The organism is Allobosea spartocytisi (assembly GCF_014764685.1).
In the GTDB taxonomy this organism is placed as follows: Bacteria; Pseudomonadota; Alphaproteobacteria; order Rhizobiales; family Beijerinckiaceae; genus Allobosea; species Allobosea spartocytisi.
In genome coordinates this window covers 298,059-315,974 of record NZ_JACXWY010000003.1, presented here as the reverse complement: position 1 = coordinate 315,974, position 17,916 = coordinate 298,059, and the positions used below count along the sequence as shown (strand labels likewise).

General features: G+C 68.5%; 16 protein-coding genes. 5 read left to right on the top strand and 11 right to left on the bottom strand.

Translation table 11 applies throughout. The annotated features are described in order from the left end of the window. Positions 1 to 14: 14 nt before the first annotated feature. Positions 15 to 224: a cold-shock protein gene (locus IED13_RS06875; protein ID WP_038364926.1), complete on the top strand. Its 210-nt coding sequence runs from the start codon at positions 15 to 17 to the stop codon at positions 222 to 224. Positions 225 to 462: 238 nt separating this feature from the next. On the opposite strand, the gene IED13_RS06870 is transcribed toward IED13_RS06875, so the two are convergent. Genes IED13_RS06870 through IED13_RS06860 form a run of 3 tightly spaced genes read right to left on the bottom strand, consistent with a single transcriptional unit; the run spans position 463 to position 2,476 of the window. Next, positions 463 to 1,701 (bottom strand): multidrug effflux MFS transporter, encoded by a 1,239-nt coding sequence (locus tag IED13_RS06870; RefSeq protein WP_248311207.1) that lies wholly within the window; start codon positions 1,699 to 1,701, stop codon positions 463 to 465. Continuing rightward, the gene (locus IED13_RS06865) at positions 1,698 to 1,844 is read right to left on the bottom strand and encodes a hypothetical protein (RefSeq protein ID WP_156115992.1); all 147 of its coding nucleotides are present in this window, start codon (positions 1,842 to 1,844) and stop codon (positions 1,698 to 1,700) included. The genes IED13_RS06870 and IED13_RS06865 overlap by 4 nt, the downstream gene beginning before the upstream one ends. Next, positions 1,841 to 2,476, bottom strand: a complete 636-nt coding sequence (locus tag IED13_RS06860; protein ID WP_038364925.1) for a glutathione S-transferase family protein — start codon at positions 2,474 to 2,476, stop codon at positions 1,841 to 1,843. The genes IED13_RS06865 and IED13_RS06860 overlap by 4 nt, the downstream gene beginning before the upstream one ends. 168 nt (positions 2,477 to 2,644) lie before the next feature. Here IED13_RS06860 and IED13_RS06855 point away from each other — a divergent pair, with 168 nt between their 5' ends. Beyond that, on the top strand, positions 2,645 to 3,346 hold the full coding sequence (locus IED13_RS06855; protein WP_191123758.1) for a hypothetical protein: 702 nt from the start codon (positions 2,645 to 2,647) through the stop codon (positions 3,344 to 3,346). Between the two features lie 3 nt (positions 3,347 to 3,349). Here IED13_RS06855 and IED13_RS06850 read toward each other — a convergent pair whose 3' ends face one another. The 3 genes from IED13_RS06850 to IED13_RS06840 all read right to left on the bottom strand — a co-directional run bounded on the left by IED13_RS06850 (position 3,350) and on the right by IED13_RS06840 (position 8,723). After that, positions 3,350 to 4,297, bottom strand: a complete 948-nt coding sequence (locus IED13_RS06850) for a lysylphosphatidylglycerol synthase domain-containing protein (protein WP_162737798.1) — start codon at positions 4,295 to 4,297, stop codon at positions 3,350 to 3,352. Between the two features lie 197 nt (positions 4,298 to 4,494). Next, a complete protein-coding gene (locus tag IED13_RS06845) occupies positions 4,495 to 6,777 on the bottom strand; it encodes an NADP-dependent malic enzyme (RefSeq protein WP_038364922.1) in 2,283 nt (760 codons plus the stop codon). 122 nt (positions 6,778 to 6,899) lie between these two features. Further along, complete coding sequence (locus tag IED13_RS06840) at positions 6,900 to 8,723, bottom strand: methyl-accepting chemotaxis protein (RefSeq protein WP_191123757.1); 1,824 nt, start codon at positions 8,721 to 8,723, stop codon at positions 6,900 to 6,902. A 105-nt stretch (positions 8,724 to 8,828) separates the two neighbouring features. Here IED13_RS06840 and mutS point away from each other — a divergent pair, with 105 nt between their 5' ends. Continuing rightward, the gene (gene mutS, locus IED13_RS06835; RefSeq protein ID WP_191123756.1) at positions 8,829 to 11,555 is read left to right on the top strand and encodes a DNA mismatch repair protein MutS; all 2,727 of its coding nucleotides are present in this window, start codon (positions 8,829 to 8,831) and stop codon (positions 11,553 to 11,555) included. An 8-nt stretch (positions 11,556 to 11,563) separates the two neighbouring features. On the opposite strand, the gene IED13_RS06830 is transcribed toward mutS, so the two are convergent. The 3 genes from IED13_RS06830 to IED13_RS06820 form a co-directional block, all read right to left on the bottom strand. After that, positions 11,564 to 12,421, bottom strand: coding sequence for a C40 family peptidase (locus tag IED13_RS06830; RefSeq protein WP_191123755.1), 858 nt, complete (start codon positions 12,419 to 12,421; stop codon positions 11,564 to 11,566). Between the two features lie 80 nt (positions 12,422 to 12,501). Then, the gene (locus IED13_RS06825) at positions 12,502 to 12,855 is read right to left on the bottom strand and encodes a MarR family transcriptional regulator (protein WP_191123754.1); all 354 of its coding nucleotides are present in this window, start codon (positions 12,853 to 12,855) and stop codon (positions 12,502 to 12,504) included. A gap of 80 nt (positions 12,856 to 12,935) precedes the next feature. Continuing rightward, on the bottom strand, positions 12,936 to 14,318 hold the full coding sequence (locus tag IED13_RS06820) for a leucyl aminopeptidase family protein (RefSeq protein ID WP_260368379.1): 1,383 nt from the start codon (positions 14,316 to 14,318) through the stop codon (positions 12,936 to 12,938). Positions 14,319 to 14,440: 122 nt separating this feature from the next. On the opposite strand from IED13_RS06820, the gene IED13_RS06815 reads away from it, so the two are divergent. Then, positions 14,441 to 15,325 (top strand): tetratricopeptide repeat protein, encoded by an 885-nt coding sequence (locus IED13_RS06815; protein ID WP_191123753.1) that lies wholly within the window; start codon positions 14,441 to 14,443, stop codon positions 15,323 to 15,325. 58 nt (positions 15,326 to 15,383) lie between these two features. On the opposite strand, the gene IED13_RS06810 is transcribed toward IED13_RS06815, so the two are convergent. Beyond that, the gene (locus IED13_RS06810; RefSeq protein WP_038364916.1) at positions 15,384 to 16,157 is read right to left on the bottom strand and encodes an IclR family transcriptional regulator; all 774 of its coding nucleotides are present in this window, start codon (positions 16,155 to 16,157) and stop codon (positions 15,384 to 15,386) included. Between the two features lies 1 nt (position 16,158). Then, a complete protein-coding gene (locus tag IED13_RS06805) occupies positions 16,159 to 16,932 on the bottom strand; it encodes an IclR family transcriptional regulator (protein ID WP_038364913.1) in 774 nt (257 codons plus the stop codon). Positions 16,933 to 17,050: 118 nt separating this feature from the next. Between IED13_RS06805 and IED13_RS06800 the strand changes: the two genes are divergently transcribed. Beyond that, a complete protein-coding gene (locus IED13_RS06800) occupies positions 17,051 to 17,887 on the top strand; it encodes a shikimate dehydrogenase family protein (RefSeq protein ID WP_318652228.1) in 837 nt (278 codons plus the stop codon). The last annotated feature ends 29 nt before the right edge of the window (positions 17,888 to 17,916 follow it).

The window sequence follows — 17,916 nt, the reverse complement described above, 5'->3', positions numbered from 1 at the left end:
GGAAGGGAACACACGTGAGCACGGGAACCGTCAAATGGTTCAACGAGACGAAGGGTTACGGCTTCATCACCCCTGATCAGGGCGGCGGCGACATCTTCGTTCATATCAGCGCTGTCGAGCGCTCGGGCCTGCGCGGTCTGAACGAGGGGCAGAAGATCAGCTATGATCTCGAGCCCGATCGCAAGACCGGCAAGAGCTCGGCGGTCAATCTGAAGGTAGCCTGAAGCGGCGGACCGGAAAGCGCAATCCGCTTTCCGGAGACATCCGGCGCTGAAACAACAGGATAGATCGCCAGTTTGCGCCTGATAAGGGCGCATGGCGATCTAGCGACCAACGACTACGGGAAGACGGGCGGCGGCGGCATCGTTTCCCAAGCCACGGCGAATCTCGATCGCACGGATTCGATTGCTAGGATTCCGGGCCTGTCCGTCGCCTATGGCGGCGGAACGAAGGGGAGGCGCCTCAGGAGCGCCCGGGCGCCGGATGGAAGAGCCGGCCCTTCTCGACGATCAGCACGATGCCGAGCGCGACCAGCCCGCACAGGAAGAAGCCGAGCGTGATCGGCACGACCGTGCCGTCGAAATGCTGGCCGATATAGAAGCCGAGCAGCGCGCCGACCACCGTGGTCACGAAACCCTGGACCGAGGAAGCCGTGCCGGCGACATGGCCGAGCGGATCCATGGCGAGTGCGCCGAAATTCGGGCCGATCAGGCCGAAGCAGAACATGGCGCCGCCCTGGAAGAGCGCGAACAGCAGCAGCGTCTCATGGCCCGAGAGCGCGACCAGCGCATGAGTTCCGGTGAAGAGGATGTAGCCGATCAGCGCGCCATGCGAGACGCGACGCATGCCGAGCCGCCCGACGATGCGCGAGTTCAGCAGCGAGGCAGCGGCCATGAACAGCGCGATCCCCGCGAAGACGATCGTGAAGAGGTGGGGCACGTTGAAGACGTCGACGAAGACCTGCTGCGCCGAGTTGATGAAGCCGAACAGCCCACCGAGCACGAAGGCCATGGCCAGCATGTAGCCGACGCCGATGCGGCTCGTGAGGGTGGTGCGGAAGGCGGCCGAGACATTGGCGACGTCGATCGGCTTGCGGTCCTCCGGGTGCTGCGTCTCGGGCAGCTTGAACATCACCCAGATCATCACCGCGGCGCCGAACGCCGTCAGGATGCCGAAGATCCAGCGCCAGGGCGCCACCAGCAGGATCGCCTGGCCGATCGAGGGGGCGAGAATCGGCACGGCCAGGAAGACGATCAGGGCCAGCGACATCACCCGCGCCATGTCGCGGCCGGAATAGCAGTCGCGCACGATCGAGACGGTGAGGACGCGCGTCGCGGCCGCCCCGATGCCCTGCACCACCCGGGCGATCATCATCGCCTCGAAGGAGCCGGACAGGGCCGCGCCGATGCTCGCCAGCACATAGACGCTGAGCCCGAACAACAGCACCGGCCGCCGTCCGTAGCGGTCGGAGATCGTGCCGTAGAAGATCTGCGAGACGCCGAAGCCGAGCAGATAGGCCGTGATGATCCATTGCCGCTGATTGGCCGCGGCGATGCCGAGCGCCTCGGCCATCTCCGGCAGGGCCGGCAGCATGGAATCGATCGCGAGCGCGTTCGTCGCCATCAGCGCGGCGGTCAGCCCTACGAAAGGATAAAAGCCCATGCCGTGGCGCGGCCGGACGATGGCTGTCATGTCGTTCATGGCGAAACTGCGAGGTAGGCGCGCAAAATGGCGCGCAAAGGCAAGCTGCCCAGCTTGCCTTCACCGTGTAAATCGGCCGGCAAGACGCGGCAACCCGCGATGTCGGCGGCGCGCCATGCGCTGGGCGCGAGGCCGGGCGTCATCCGGCCTTCTGCATCTGCGCCATCAGCTCGTCGTCGATCTGCTTGGCCCGCAGGGCCGCCGGCCGTGCGGCGAGCCGCGCGCCATAGGCTTCGAAGGCGGGGCGTTTCTCCATCGTGCCGAACTGCAACCCCCACAGGACCTGCGAGCCGACATAGACATCCGCCGCGCTGAAGCGGTCGCCAGCGATATATTCGCTTTGCGAGACCGCGTATTCGAGCGTGTCCATCGCATCGGCATAGGTGCCATAGCCGACCGATCTTGCCCGTTCGGGCGGAGCTTCCAGCCCGAAGGCCTTGTTGGTCACGGCAGCCTCGACCGGCCCGGCGGCGAAGAACATCCAGCGGTAATATGGTCCGCGCCGATGGTCGCCGGGCGCGGGCGCAAGCCCCGCCTGCGGGAAGGCGTCGGCGAGATAGGCGCAGATCGCGGCGCATTCGGTGACGACCGTCGCGCCGTGCACCAGGGCCGGCACCTTGCCCATCGGGTTGATCGCCTTGTAGGCGGCACCCTTCATCGGCCCGCCGAAGCCGACGATCTCGGCACGGTAGGGCTGGCCGAGCTCCTCCATCATCCAGCGCGCGATGCGGCCGCGCGACATCGGGTTGGTGTAGAGCACGAGTTCGTCGGACATGGGTTCAGCTCCTGAGAGATCGCGCGGCTTCTATCCTGCGATAGTGACACGCTCCTGTCAGGAGCGTGCCTGACGCGCCGGTGCCGAACTGTTAGTCTGCGCGCGAAGCAGGGCGGGAGCATGAACGAATCACAGCCAATACCCAGCGTCTCCGTCAGCGATGGATGGATGACGATCGACGGGCTGCCGCATCGGTATCAGCAGGGTGCGGCGCGCCGTTTCCGGCTCGATGCAGCGGCGCTGCGCGTCATCCGTGGCTATGCCAGCCGCGACGGGCGGCTCGAGGATGTGCAGCGGCTCGAGGCGGAGGCGCGGATCGTCGGGGGCGCGCTGCGCCGAGCCGGGCTGGATGGAGCGGCGGGCCGGCTGCGCCTGACGCTGCGACCGCTTGCGACCTCGAGCGAGGCGGCGCGGCTCCTGCTGCTGCTCGGCTATCGCGACGAGAACGGCGAGGCCGAGCCTTTCGCCGAGGGCTTTCTCGCGCCCTCCGTCTTCGAGGCCCTGAAAGCCGACATCTTGAGCGGCCTCGCGCAGGAGCTCTCGCTGGAGGCGACGACCAGCCTCTGGATTCGCGAGGAGGACCGCGACACCCCGGCGGGGCAGCCGGTCGACTGGTATCTGGGGCCGGCGGCGGATGGGCAGGGCAGCGCGCCCGCCCGTGGCTTCATCGAAAGCATCGAGTGGTGCCAGGCCGCCGCGGCCGAGGCGCCTCATCCGGCCGGATCGGAACCGATGGCTCCGCTCGATCACGCCGAGTCGGAGGACCACCATCTGGATGACAGCGCCGACCAGCTCCGCCGCATCAACTGGAGCCTCAAGCAGCTCCTGCTCGTTCTGGCCTTCATGCTGATCATCATCGCGATGAAATAGATCTCAGCGCTCGCGGCGCCGGATGCGGCGGATCATCTCGTTGAGCGCCAGCAGCACCAGCGCGAGGATGAAGGGCAGCAGGTAGTAGATCACCCGGAACAGCAAGAGCGCGCCCAGCACATATTCGAAGGGCAGCCGGTTGAGCGCGACGAGCATCGTCGCCTCGAACACGCCCAGCCCGCCCGGCGAATGGCTGGCGATGCCGATCAGGCAGCCGAAGATATAGGCGGCGAGGAAGGTCGGGTAGTCGAGATTGTAGCCGCCCGGCAGCAGCACGAAGAGCACGGCTGCGGCGGCGCAGACCTCGCTGGCGCCGAGCGCCATCTGGCCGAGCGTCGTGCCGAGGCCGGGCAGGTGCAGGTTCCAGCCCTTGACCCGCAGCGTCCGCTCATCGGTCGCGACCCAGACGAGATAGCCGAGGATGCCGGCCGAGATCAGCCCGCCCACCGCCTGGACGACAAGCGGCGAGGTGCGCGCCAGCATCGCGACCGAATCGGCCGAATAGAACAGGCTGACGCTGAGGATGGCGCCGAGGCCGAGCCAGAAGGTGAGCCCGGCGATCACGGTCAGGCTCGCGACTTCCGAGGCGCGCACGCCCTTGGGCGCATAGATCCAGTAGCGCACCGTGCCGCCGGTCACGATCGGGAAGCCGAGCGTGAAGGACACCGAGTAGCTGGTGAAGGAGGCCAGCGCGGTGGTTCGGTAGGGGATCGACAAGCCCAGCCGGCGCAGCGCCAGGGCGTCGTAGCCGGTGAGCAGCAGATAGCTCAGCGCCGTGAAACAGGCGGCGAGGCCGAGCTGGCGCGGGCTGGCGTTGGAGAAGGCCGCGGCGAGATCGCCCGGATTCATCTGGCCGATGATGTGCCAGAGAACCGCGAGCGAGGCGCCGAAGATCAGGATGCTCGCCAGCGGCCCGAGCCACCACCAGCGGCTGCGCCTGCGCAGGTGCATTCCTGGCTCATGCGGGCCGAAGGACATACGCTCTCTTGGTCGGTTGCGCGCCGCCGGCGGGGAAGGCGGCGCGGTTGCGGAAGCGAGGTCGCCGATGGCGTCCCGGCCCGAGACATAGCGCTTCGACGGCGATGCACAAGCCGTCGAAGCGAATGGAGCGCATGAGGCGGGCGCCGGCCCGCCCCATGCGTTGGGCCTCAGCCGCCGATATTGAAGGCGGCGAGCGCGGCCATGTTGACGATGTCGGAATCCTTGGCGCCGAGCGGCACGATCTGCACCGGCTTGTCGAGCCCGACGATCAGCGGGCCGATCACGGTCGCCCCGCCGAGCTCCTGCAGCAGCTTGGTCGAGATCGAGGCGGAGTGGAAGGCCGGCATCACCAGCACATTCGCCGGCCCGGAGAGGCGGCAGAACGGATACTGGCTCATGATCTCGCGGTTGAGCGCGACATCGGCGGCCATTTCGCCGTCATATTCGAAATCGACGCGCTGGCCGTCGAGGATCTTCACGGCCTCGCGCACCTTCTCGGAGCGTTCGCCGGCCGGATGGCCGAAGGTCGAGAAGGCGAGCATCGCGACCCGAGGCTCGTAGCCGAGCCGCCGGCCGACGCCGGCGGCCTCGATTGCGATCTCGGCCAGCTCCTGCGCCGTCGGCATCTCGGTGATCGCGGTGTCGGCGACGAGCACGGTGCGCTCGCGCGAGATCACCACCGAGACGCCGATCAGCCGATGGCCGGGTTTCTCGTCGATGACGCGGCGGACCTCGTCGAGCGCGATCGAATAGTTCCGGGTCACGCCCGTCACCATCGCATCGGCATCCCCGAGCGCCACCATCGCGGCGGCGAAATGGTTGCGGTCCTGATTGATCAGGCGCTGGCAGTCGCGGAAGAGATAGCCTTCGCGCTGCAGACGCTCGTAAAGATATTGCGCATAGGCCGAATTGCGGTGCGAGAGCCGCGCATTCTGGACCTCGATGCCCTTGCCTTCGAGATCGACGCCGAGGAAGGTCGCCGTCTCGTAGATGCGCTCGTCGCGGCCGACCAGGATGGCCTGGCCGAGCCCCTGATTGACGAAGGAGGCGGCGGCACGGATGACCTGCTCCTCCTCGCCCTCGGCGAAGACCACGCGTTTCGGATAGCGCCGGACACGCTCGAAGATGCCGTTCAGCGTGCCCGCGATCGGGTCGCGACGGGCCGAGAGCTGGGCCTTGTAGGCCTTGGTGTCGACGATCGGCTTGCCGGCGACGCCGGAATCCATCGCGGCCTTCGCGACCGCCATCGGCACGACATGGATCAGCCGCGGATCGAACGGCACCGGGATGATGTAATCCTTGCCGTAGCGCGGGCGGGTGCCCTGATAGGCGGCGGCGACCTCGTCGGGCACGTCCTCGCGGGCGAGCGCCGCCAGCGACTCGGCGGCGGCGATCTTCATCTCCATGTTGATGGTGGTGGCGCGCACGTCGAGCGCGCCCCGGAAGATGAAGGGGAAGCCCAGGACGTTGTTGACCTGGTTGGGATAGTCCGAGCGGCCCGTCGCCATGATCGCGTCGTCGCGGATGGCATGGACCTCCTCCGGCGTGATTTCCGGGTCGGGGTTGGCCATGGCGAAGATGATCGGGTTCGGTGCCATCGAGGCGACCATCTCCGGCGTCACCGCGCCCTTCTGCGACAGGCCGAAGAAGGCGTCCGCCCCCTCCATCGCCTGCGCCAGCGTGCGCCGGTCGGTGACGGCGGCATGGGCCGATTTCCACTGGTTCATGCCCTCGGTGCGGCCCTGGTAGATCACGCCCTTGGTGTCGCAGAGGATGACGTTGTCGGGCTTGAAGCCCATCGCCTTCAGGAGCTCGATGCAGGCGATGGCGGCAGCGCCCGCGCCGTTGATCACGAGCTTCGCCGAGGTGATGTCGCGCCCGGTCAGGTCGAGCGCGTTGATCAGGCCGGCGGCGGCGATGATCGCGGTGCCGTGCTGGTCGTCATGGAAGACCGGGATGTCCATCAATTCGCGCAGGCGCTGCTCGATGATGAAGCACTCGGGCGCCTTGATGTCCTCGAGATTGATGCCGCCGAAGGAGGGGCCGAGATAGCGCACCGCGTCGATGAACTTGTCTGGATCCTCGGTATCGACCTCGAGATCGATCGAGTCGACATCGGCGAAACGCTTGAACAGGACGGATTTGCCCTCCATCACCGGCTTCGAGGCGAGCGCCCCGAGATTGCCGAGGCCGAGGATGGCCGTGCCGTTCGAGATCACCGCGACGAGGTTCGAGCGGGTCGTGTAGTCATAGGCGCGCGACGGGTCTTCCGCGATCGCCAGCACCGGCACGGCCACACCCGGCGAATAGGCGAGCGAGAGGTCGCGCTGCGTCGCCATCGGCTTGGTGGGAACGATTTCGAGCTTGCCGGGCCGCCCTTGCGAGTGGAACAGCAGCGCCTCCTGGTCGGTGAAGGTCGGGCGTGAGCGCTTCGTCGGTCGGTCGGTCATGAAAGGCGTCTTTGTTCTTGAGCGTTTCCTCGGGGGCCGCGACCATAGGGCAGCGCGCGGCCGCACCACAAGCAGCGCCGTTCGACAATACCCATGCCGGAATGGATAAAATCGCGGAGGGGTCAGAGCCTGCTGCGGACGCGCCGCGCGAATTCGCCGACATAGCGGTCGAGCGCCTCGGTCTGCTCGTCGACCTTGCGCGCGGCGGCGGCGACCCGGATGGCGGCGTCGCCCGTGACGCGCGCCTCGGTTCCCACGGCGCCGATATTGGCGCTGACGGTGTTCGCGCTCGCGGCGACGGCCTGGGCGTCGGCCGCGATGCCGGTCGCGATGTCGGCCTGGCGATTGACCACGCTGGCGATGGCGCCGGAGGTTTCCTCGATCGTCGTCATCGTATCCTGGATATGGGCCACGGCCTCGAAGGTCGTGGCGGCGGCGTGGCGGATCTCGCCCAGCGTCGCGGCGATGTCGCGCGTCGCCTTCTGCGTCTGCTCGGCCAGCGTCTTCACCTCGCTTGCGACCACTGCGAAGCCGCGACCGGCCGCTCCGGCACGGGCCGCCTCGATCGTGGCGTTGAGCGCGAGCAGATTGGTGCGGGCCGCGATCTCCTCGATGAAGTCGAGCACGGCGCGGACCTTGTCGGCGGCTTCCGCGAGGCCGGCCACGTCCCGGCGCGTGCTGCGGACATAGCTGGCGGCGGCGCGCACCGTCTCGTCGGCATGGCCGGTCTGGCGGGTCAGTTCGCGGATCGAGGCCTCGATCTCCTCGGCCGCCCGCGCCACGCTGCCGACGCGCAGGGAGGCCGTGCCCGCCTCCTGCGTCACGCCGTCGGCGCGGTGGGTGGTCTTGTTGGCGCTGTCGACCATCTGGCCGGCGGCCTGATGCATGTCGTGGATCGCCTCGCTGACATCGCCCAGCGCCCTGCCGACCGTGCGTTCGAGGTCGCCGGCAAGCTCGTCGAGCGCGGTCCGGCGCAGCGCTTCGATCTCGTCGCGGCGCGTCACCAGCGTCTTCTCGGCGGTGACGTCGAGCAGGATGCCGTCCCAGACATAGGTTCCGTCGGGGAGTCGGCGGCGCGTCGATTCGCTGCGCAGCCAGACCGTGCCGCCATCGGGGGCGTGATAGCGCCCCTCGAAGCGCCAGACCCCGTCATCGGTCATGTCCTCGCGGCGCTGGCCGTCGAAGCGGGCGCGGTCCTCGGCGAACATCTTGCTGAGCCAGACCTCCGGATCGCGTTCGACCTCCTCTCGCGTGATGCCGAGGGCCTTGTCGATGGCAAAGGAGGCGAACTGATAGAACAGCCGGCCGTCCGGCTTCAGGATGCACTGGTAGAGCGTGCCGGGCGCGCGCCGGATCAGCGTCCGCAGCCGATAGGCGGTTTCGCGGCGATCATTGTCGTGGATGACGACGATGCCGGTGAGGATGATGCCGACCGTGCTGACCAGGATCATGGCCGGCACGGCCTCGCGCAGGAAGCGCTCTCCCGCCTCGCCCGGGATGAGGGGCACGGAGGCGAGCAGGCAGACGGCATCGAGCGAACATAGCAGGATCAGGTCGCGCGCCATCAGCGGGCGCCTGCGCCGTGCCAGCCAGATCGCGAAGGCGATGCCGATCAGCATGCGCATCACGATGCCGCTGATGCCGGTGGTGACGCCGACGCCGCCCGTCAGGTAGCGCGCGATGACGAGGGGCACTGCGGTCAGCACCGAGGCCCATGGGCCGCCGATCGGGCCTGCCAGAATGGCGAAGGTGTTGCGCGAATCGACCACCAGCCCTGGCTGGAGCGTGACCGGGTTGGCCATGCTGACGAGCGCGCCGCCCGCGAAGAGCAGGCCGACGACGCAGGAGCGCAGCCAGCTCCGCCCGGCGAACCAGGGAGCGATCACTGTCAGCACCAGCCCGGCGAACAGCAGGAAGAACAGGCTCTGGACGAGATTGATCAGCAAGCGGGCGGCCTTCCGCCGGAAACGATGGAGCCACCCTGCTTTCAATTGTTGAAAGCCGTCCTAACGGATGGCCTTGGCCGCGCATTTTGCTAGCTTGCGCGGCCCATGCGTCACAGCCCTCCCCGCGAAGCCACCCGTTCCGCCGCCCCGGCCGAGGCTGCGCCCGAGCGCGTCACGCCGATGATGGCGCAGTATGTCGAGATCAAGGCCGCGAATCCGGACTGCCTGCTGTTCTACCGGATGGGCGATTTCTACGAATTGTTCTTCCGGGACGCGGAAATCGCCTCGCGCACGCTCGGCATCGTCCTGACCAAGCGCGGCAAGCACCAGGGCGACGACATCCCGATGTGCGGCGTCCCCGTGGACCGCGCCGACGACTATCTCCAGCGGCTGATCGCCGCCGGCCATCGCGTCGCCGTCTGCGAGCAGACCGAGGATCCGGCCGAAGCCAGGAAGCGCGGCAACAAATCGGTGGTGAAGCGCGATGTCGTGCGCCTCGTCACGCCCGGCACCATCACCGAGGAGCGCCTGCTCGAGCCCGGTCGTGCCAGCCTGTTCGTCGCCGTGGCGCGCCGCAAGACCGGCGAGGCCGTCGCCCTCTACGGCGTCGCCGCCATCGACATCTCGACTGGCCGCTTCACCGTGATGGAGACGCCGCAGGAACGGCTTTCCATCGAGTTCTCGCGTCTGGAGCCGCGCGAGATCGTCTGCCCCGATGCGATCCATGACGATCCCGAGCTGAAGGAGTTCTGGCGCGAGATCGCAGTGCCGGTGACGCCGCTCGCCCGCGACGGGCTCGATGCGGCTTCCGCCGAGCGCCGCCTCAAGGAATTCTTCGGCGTCGCGACGCTCGATGCCTTCGGCAGCTTCAGCCGCGCCGAGATCGCGGCGGCGGGTGCGGCCTTGGCCTATGTCGAGCGCACCCAGCTCGGTGCCCGCCCGCCGCTCTCCGCCCCGGTGCGCGATTCGGGTTCCGCGACGATGCTGATCGACGCGGCGACCCGCGCCAATCTGGAGCTGACCCGCACTTTGAGCGGCGAGCGCCAGGGCAGCCTGCTCGCCGCGATCGACCGCACCGTGACGCCGGGCGGCGCCCGCCTGCTGGCCGAATGGCTCGCCGGGCCGCTGACGGAGCAGGGCGCGATCGCCGCGCGCCATGACGCCGTGGAGCTGGTGGTCGCGGATGGCGCGTTGCGTGAGGATCTGCGGCGGGCTTTGGAAAAGGTGCCGGATGTGGCGCGCGCGCTGGCGCGCCTCTCGCTCGACCGGGGCGGCCCGCGCGATCTGGCCGCGCTCGGGGCCGGCCTGACCGCGGCGCGCGACGTCGCAGCCCTGCTCCTTCGCCGCGGCGACCTGCCGGACGAACTCGCCCGCGCCATCCGGGCGCTCGGCGAGACCGACCCCGACCTGCCCCTGCGTCTGACCGAGGCGCTTGCCGAGGAGCTGCCGCTCAACCGCCGCGACGGCCGCTTCGTGCGCGAGGGCTACGATGCGGCGCTGGACGAATTGCGCCTGCTGCAGGTCGATTCGCGCAAGGTCATCGCCCAGCTCCAGGCGCGCTACGCCACCGAGACCGGCTGCCGCACCCTGCGCATCAAGCACAACGCCATGCTCGGCTATTTCGTCGAGGTGCCCCAGGCGATCGGCGAGGAGTTCCTGAAGGACCCCTGGCGCGCGACCTTCGTGCATCGCCAGACCATGTCGGACGCGATGCGCTTCTCCTCGGTCGAGCTCGGCGAGCTCGAGGCCAAGATCGCCTCCGCCGCCGACCGGGCGCTGAAGCTCGAGCTCGCCATCTTCGCCCGGCTGACCGAGGCGGTGCTGGCCCAGGCCGAGCCGGTCAAGGCGGCGGCGCTGGCGCTGGCGGCGCTCGACGTCGTCGCGGCGCTGGCCGATCTCGCCGCCCGCGAGGGCTGGAGCCGACCCATCGTCGATGCGGGCGCGGCCTTCTCCATCGAGCGCGGCCGCCATCCGGTCGTCGAAGCCGCGCTGAAGCGCGATGGAAAGCCCTTCGTCGCCAACGATACCGAATTGTCACCGCCCGGCACCGAGGCGACTGGCGGGCGCATCTGCCTGATCACCGGTCCGAACATGGCCGGTAAGTCGACCTTCCTGCGCCAGAACGCGCTGATCGCGGTTCTCGCGCAGATGGGCTCTTTCGTGCCGGCGGCAAAAGCCCATATCGGCATCGTCGACCGTCTGTTCTCGCGCGTCGGCGCCGCCGACGATCTGGCGCGTGGCCGTTCGACCTTCATGGTCGAGATGGTCGAGACCGCCGCGATCCTGAATCAGGCCGGCCCGCGCGCGCTCGTCATCCTCGACGAGATCGGGCGGGGAACCGCGACCTTCGACGGCCTCTCCATCGCCTGGGCGGCGATCGAGCATCTGCATGAGGTCAATCGCTGCCGCAGCCTGTTCGCGACGCATTATCACGAGCTGACGGCATTGGGAGACCGGCTCGACCGCGTCGCCAACGCGACCGTGCGCGTCACCGAATGGAAGGGCGAGGTCGTCTTCCTGCACGAGGTCGTGCCGGGCGCGGCCGATCGTTCCTACGGCATCCAGGTCGCCAAGCTCGCCGGCCTGCCGCCGGCGGTGGTCGAGCGTGCACGCGCCATTCTCGGCGAGCTGGAGAAGACCGAGCGCGAGAAGCCGGTCGCTTCGCTGGTCGACGATCTCCCGCTCTTCGCCGCGCCGCTCCGGCGCCCGACGGCCGTGGTCACGGAAGATCAGCCCGACGGCTTGCGCGACGAACTGGCCGGGATCGAGCCGGACGAGATGACCCCGCGCGAGGCGCTGGAAGCGCTCTATCGGCTGAAGGGGCTGGCCTGAAGCCTGCTCTATCCCAGCCGCTTGATGCTGGTGATCGCGCCGAAGCTCTTGTCGCGGATGCGGTCGCGCGCCTCGCGCAGCGGCTCGCGATGCACGTCCATCGTATGGCCATTGGCGTGCAGCAGCGTGTCGGGAGCGGTCAGCATGCCGACATGGCCCTTCCAGAAGACCAGGTCGCCGCGCTTCAGCCCGGACAGGCTCTCGTCGAAGGCGACGGCCGTGCCGAGCCCGGTTTCCTGCATGTCGGAATCGCGCGGCGCGGCGATGCCGGCGGCCGCGAGGGCGATCTGCGTCAGCCCGGAGCAGTCGAGCCCGAGGCTGGTCTTGCCGCCCCAGAGATAGGGCACGCCGAGGAAGCGCTCGGCGACCCCGGCGTAATCGGGCTTGAAGCGGTCGAGCGCGGCGAGATGCTTCAGGAAGACATGGCCGCCATCGCTGAGGACAGCGAAGTCGCCTGTTTCCCTGGCCACCGTGACCGCGGCGTTGAGCGAGAGCGCCGCGAGCGGCGGCAATTTGATCGAGGGGCCGGGATAGACGAAGGTCCTGAGCGCGCTGACGCGATGCGTCGGAGCCGGAGCATCGGCTCGCAGGCAATCATCCGGCAGATAGCCGACATAGCCATCGCCTGCGAGTTGAACCCAGGCCCAGCCCTCATAACGCTCATAGACCTGCACCAGCTCGCCCGCGAGCGCCTCGGTATCGAGGGCGGCGTCCGGTCGCGGTTCGCGCCGCAGCGGCGCGGAGGCTGCGACCACGCGCATCGGCTGCGGCTCGGCGAAGGCGGGTGCCTTGACCTGCCCGCGCAGATGGCTGGCGGCGAGATCGGGACGGAAGGCGGTGATGCGACGGTCGAGAATCACGGTCATGGCGGCAATCTAGAGCATGTCGGACGAGATCGTCATTGTGGGGAGCGCCGGCACCGAAGCGATCCAGGGCGGAGGAGGTCTCAACCCGCCCCGATCTCCTTCGCATGCTCGGTGACGAGGTCTCCCAGCCGCTCCACGGCCAGCGCCCCTGCGACGGTGCGCTGGATCACGACATTGCGCCGGTCCTCCTCGTCGCGCTTGCGGGTGAGCAGGCCGAGCTTGCCGAGCGTGTCGAGCGCGCGGGTGATGACCGGCTTGGTCACGCCGAGCTGCCTCGCCAGTCCCCTGACCGTATGTGGCGGCAATTCGAGATAGACCGTGAGCAGGATCGCGGTCTGGCGGGCCGAGAGATCGGCCTGCTCGTCTCGCACCAGATCGAGATGCACCTGCCGCCAGAGCCTGAGTGCCTGCGAGGGCCTGATCTCCAACGGCATGCGGACGGGGTTCCAGATCGTTACGGACCCGTATCATTATCCTGCAGGGGGAAAGGCGCAATCGGCTTCGCCGATCAGCCTTAACCGGCCGGGTAGAGTTGCTTCGCCAGCGCATAGCTCAATCGCGCCGCCTGGCATTCGCCGCCTTCCGGGCGGCCGGGTTTGGTTGTGGGGTTCCAGCCATAGATGTCGAAATGGGCGTAGGACTGCGTGCGTTCGACGAAGCGGTTGAGGAAGAGCGCCGCCGTGATGGAGCCGGCCATGCCGCCGCTCGAAACATGGTTCACATCGGCGATCTTGGAATCGAGCATGCGGTCATAGGGAGCCCAGAGCGGCAGTCGCCAGACCGGATCGTTCACCGCGAGGCCGATCCGCGCGATCTCGGCGGCGAGCCCTTCGTCATGCGTGTAGAAGGGCGGCAATTCCGGCCCCAGCGCCGTGCGGGCCGCGCCGGTCAGCGTGGCAAAGTCGATCAGCAGCTCCGGCGCCTCCTCGTCGGCGAGCGCCAGTGCATCGGCGAGGATCAGCCGCCCCTCCGCATCGGTGTTGCCGATCTCGACGGTGAGGCCCTTGCGGCTCGGCAGGATGTCGCCGGGGCGAAAGGCCGCGCCGGAGATCGCGTTTTCGACCGCCGGCACCAGCAATCGCAGGCGCACCGGCAGCTTCGCCAGCATGATCATCCGGGCGGCGGCGATCGCGGCCGCCGCGCCGCCCATATCCTTCTTCATCAACAGCATGGCGGCCGCGGGCTTGATGTCGAGCCCTCCGGTGTCGAAGGCGACGCCCTTGCCGACGAGCGTGACCTTCGGATGGGCCGGATCGCCCCAGACCAGATCGATGAGGCGCGGCGCCCGTGGCGAGGCCCGGCCGACCGCATGGATCATCGGCAGGTTCTCGGCGATCAACTCGTCGCCGGCGATGCTGGTGACGCTCGCGCCGCATTCGGCCGCGAGCACCTGGATCGCCGCCTCGATCTCGTCGGGGCCCATGTCGTTCGCCGGCGTGTTGACGAGGTCACGCGCCAGCATCGCCGATTCGGCGATCAGGCTGATCTCCGCCCCGTCCACGCCCGCGGGCAGGACGAGCCGGGCCTTCGCCGGCACCGGCTTGCGGTAGCGGTCGAAACGGTAGCCCTGCAGCAGCCAGCCGAGCGTGGCCAGGTCGGGATCGTCGATCTCTCCCGCGAGCGCATAGTCCCTCGCCGGCAATTGCGCCGCCAGCCGCGCGGGCGCGAAGGGATCGCGGTTGCGGCCCGGCCTGTCGAGGCCGAGCAGCACGGCGGCGAGCCGCCCTTGGGCATCCGGCAGGAAGCAATGCTGCCCCGCCCGCGCCGTGAAGCCCTGCGCCAGCGCGAAGCTCCCCTGCTCGGATGTCAGGCGTTCCTGAAGATCGGGCCAGCCCGGCGCGGAAACGGCATGAACGGGGATCGCGGCGGCGGCGGCGGAGGTCAGGAGGCTGTGCACGGGCGGGAACCGGTTTCGGAGCGGCGGGAGCGGCTGGTTAACAATGCATTAGGGTTAACGCTTTATCACCGGAGCGACCAGACGAACCCATCAGGACGTAAGTCCGCGAGGCTATCCGGCCCATGTCGCAAACACAGCCCGCTTCCCGCCCTCCGTTCCCGCGTCGCCGGCGTGCCGGTCTCGGTTTCGCCGTTGGCCTTGTGGCGCTGGCGCTCGCCGGCTGCCAGAGCCGCGGCGGCCCCGGCGACATCACCGGCTCGATCGGCCGCAGCCAGCCGGCGCAGCCGCGCACGGCCTCCGACTGGCAGGCCGAGCGCGATAGCTGGGCCAGGCGCTACGACGCCAATCCGAAGGACCGTGACGCGGCCTTCTACTATGCCCGTGCCTTGCGCGCCTCCGAACAACATGCCCAGGCTCTCGCCGTTCTCCAGAACGCGGTGCTCGTGCATCAGGACGATCGCGAACTGCTCGGGGCCTATGGCCGTTCGCTCGCCGACAATGGCCGGCTGCGCGAGGCCGACGAGGTGCTCTCCCGCGCGCATTCGCCGGAGCGGCCGGATTGGCGCATTCTCTCGGCCCAGGGCACCGTCGCCGACCAGCTCGGCGAGCACGACCGGGCGCAGCAGCTCTACCAGACCGCCTTGAAGCTCGTGCCGAACGAGCCGACGGTGATGTCCAATCTCGGCCTCTCGCTGGCGCTGTCGCGGAATCTGCCGGAGGCGGAGCGCGTCCTGCGCGAGGCGGCGGCTACGCCCGCGGCCGATGTGCGCGTCCGCCAGAATCTGGTCCTCGTCCTCGGGCTGCAGGGCCGCTTCGGCGAGGCGGAGACGCTCGCTCGCCAGGACCAGAGCCCGGCGGAAGCGGCGGCGGCCATCGCCTATCTCAAGCGCAGCGTCAGCCAGCAGAACAGCTGGGAGCTGCTGAAGGGAAAAGCCCGCGTGCAACCGGCGCCGAAGCCGCCCTTGGCGCGAGGGCCGGGCACGGCCAGCGCGCAGGATCAAGGCTGACCCGTCGAGGAGGACGCCGGCGATCGGCCGACTATGAGCGTGGCCCGATCAGCGTCAGCTAATGAAGACTGAACAAGGGTGATGAAGCCGCTGCCGCTCCGAGTTCGTTGGCGCTCGCCTGCAGCCAGGGGGCGATCTCGGCCATCCGTTCCCGGGTCATCCGGATCGTCGGGCCTGCTACGCTGATCGTTCCGACCGGATGCCCGACGCCGCGCTTGCGGATCGCGGTGGCCATGGCTGATGTGCCGACCTCGTAGGCCTCGGTCACGCAGGCGTAGCCGAGCCTGCGCGTCTGCTCGATCTGCTCGAGCAGCTGATCGATCGTGCGCGGCGCGTTGGGCCCCAGATCCGGTCGATGCAAGCCTTGTCTTTCGACCACCATCCGCAGCTGCGCATCGTCGAGGCTCGCGAGCCAGGCCTGCCCGTTCGCGGTGGCGGCAAGATAGACTTCGGTCTCGGTATGGGGGACGTAGAACAGTCCGCTTTGCGCGCTCTGGGATTTGGCGACCCAGGTCAGATGGTCGCTTTCGACGACCGCGAGCCTCACCAATTCCCCCGTTCGCTTGGCGAGGTCGTCGAGAATGGGCTGGACGAGGTCGGTGATGCCGCTGGTTCCGAGATAGGCGAGCCCCAGCGCCGCGAGCTTGACGCTGAGGCGCACCGCGCCATCGGGCGAGCGGAAGACGAAGCCGCCTTCGACGAGCCCCTGAACCGTCCGCTCGGCTGCGGCCTGTGGAATCTTCAGCAGTTGCGCCAGTTCGCGCGGGGCAAGGCCGTTCGGATACTGCGCCAATGTTTCAAGCATGCCGAGAGCCCGGATTCGACTGGACATGTCAGTGCGCCGTCCCGGGGAACAAGGGCAGTTCCTCGCTGGCCTTGGCGATCGCCTCCGCCGTTTCGCGCAGCGGCGGCAGGATGCGATCCATCGCTTCGCTCGTCATGCGGATGACGGGGCCGGCAACGCTGATCGTGCCGATCGGGCGTTTCGAGCGCTCGCTGAAAGCCGCGACGGCGATGGCCGCGGTTCCTGGCTCGTAGGTTTCGAAGATCTTGGCGTAGCCCAGTTCCCGCGCGGTCTCGACGAAGCCCAGCAGCTCGCGCATCGTCCGCGGCGCGTTGGGGCCGTATCCCTCGCGCTTCAGGCCCTGCCGGGCCGCCAATTGCAGCGCCTCGTCCTCGTCCAGGCAGGACAACCAGGCATGGCCGTTCGAGGTCGCGGCGAGATAGACCTCGGCGCCTTCATCGGGGTTGTAGAGCAGCCCGCGCCGCGCACCTTGCGCCTTCGCGACGCGGATCAGTTTCTCGTCGTGGATCACGGCCAGCGTCACCAGCTCGCCGGTCTTGTCGGCGAGTTGGTCGAGAAGCGGCTGGATCCGGGTGGTCACCCCGGCGGAAGCCAGGTGGCTGAAGCCGAGCGCGACGATCTTGGCCGTCAGCCGATAGGCCCCGCCCTCGAACTCCTGGCGGACATAGCCTTCGTCCTTGAGATCGGCGAGCAGCCTATGCGTCGCACTGCGGGGGATCGCCAATGCGTCGGCGATCGCCATCAACGGCAGGCCGCCGGCGTGGCGCGACAGCATCTCGATTATCGCGATCGCCCGATCCATGGCGCCTCCATTCCAATTGGAAGCTTATTCAAATTGGAACGCAGTGTCACTTCTCTTGACCGCAGTGGAACTATGATATTTATGGAACCAGTTCCACTTTATCGAACGGGCCCGATCCGTGGCGGTAGCCTCCTTCGTCAACGACAAGCGCGATGCTCCAGCCGTGGAGTCGATCACCGGTCGCACGCGCCTCTTCGCCGTGCTCGGCGACCCGGTGGCGCAGGTCATGGCGCCGGCCATGATGAACCGGCTCTTCCGCGAGCGGGGCGTGGATGCCGCACTGATTCCGGTGGAGGTGTCGCCCGGCGATCTGGCTGCCGTCGTCGAAGGCCTGAAGCGGATCGGCAATCTCGACGGCTTCCTCGTCACGGTGCCGCACAAGCTCGCGGTCTGCCGTCACGCGGATCGGCTCAGCGAGGCCGCGCGGCTGGCGGGGTCCGTCAATGCGATGCGGCGCGAGGCAGACGGCAGTTGGTCTGGCGACAATTTCGACGGTGCGGGCTTTGTGCGGGGTCTTCTCGGCGCCGGCCACGCCATCGCGGGCAAGCGCCTCACCCTCGTCGGCGCGGGAGGGGCGGGCGTCGCGATCGCCGCCGCGGTCCTGCAGGCGGGGGCATCGGCAGTGTCGGTCGTCGATATCGATCCGGCGCGGGCAGAAGCGCTCGCAGGCCGTCTTGGCGAGCGCTGGCCGGGTCTTGCGCGGGCCGCAAGCTCCCCCGATCCGGCGAGCGACGTGGTGGTGAACGCCACGCCGCAGGGTTTGCGCGAGGATGATCCGCTGCCCTTCGCGCTGGATGGCCTGTGCGCCGAAGCCATCGTCGCCGACATCATCATGAAGCCGGCGCAGACGCGGCTGCTGCGCGAGGCTGCTGCGCGCGGCCTGCGAACGCATCCCGGACTTCCGATGCTGAACGAGCAGATTCCCCTCTACCGGGAGTTCTTCCGCATCCCCTGAGACACCGACCCCGGCGAAAGACCGGGGCG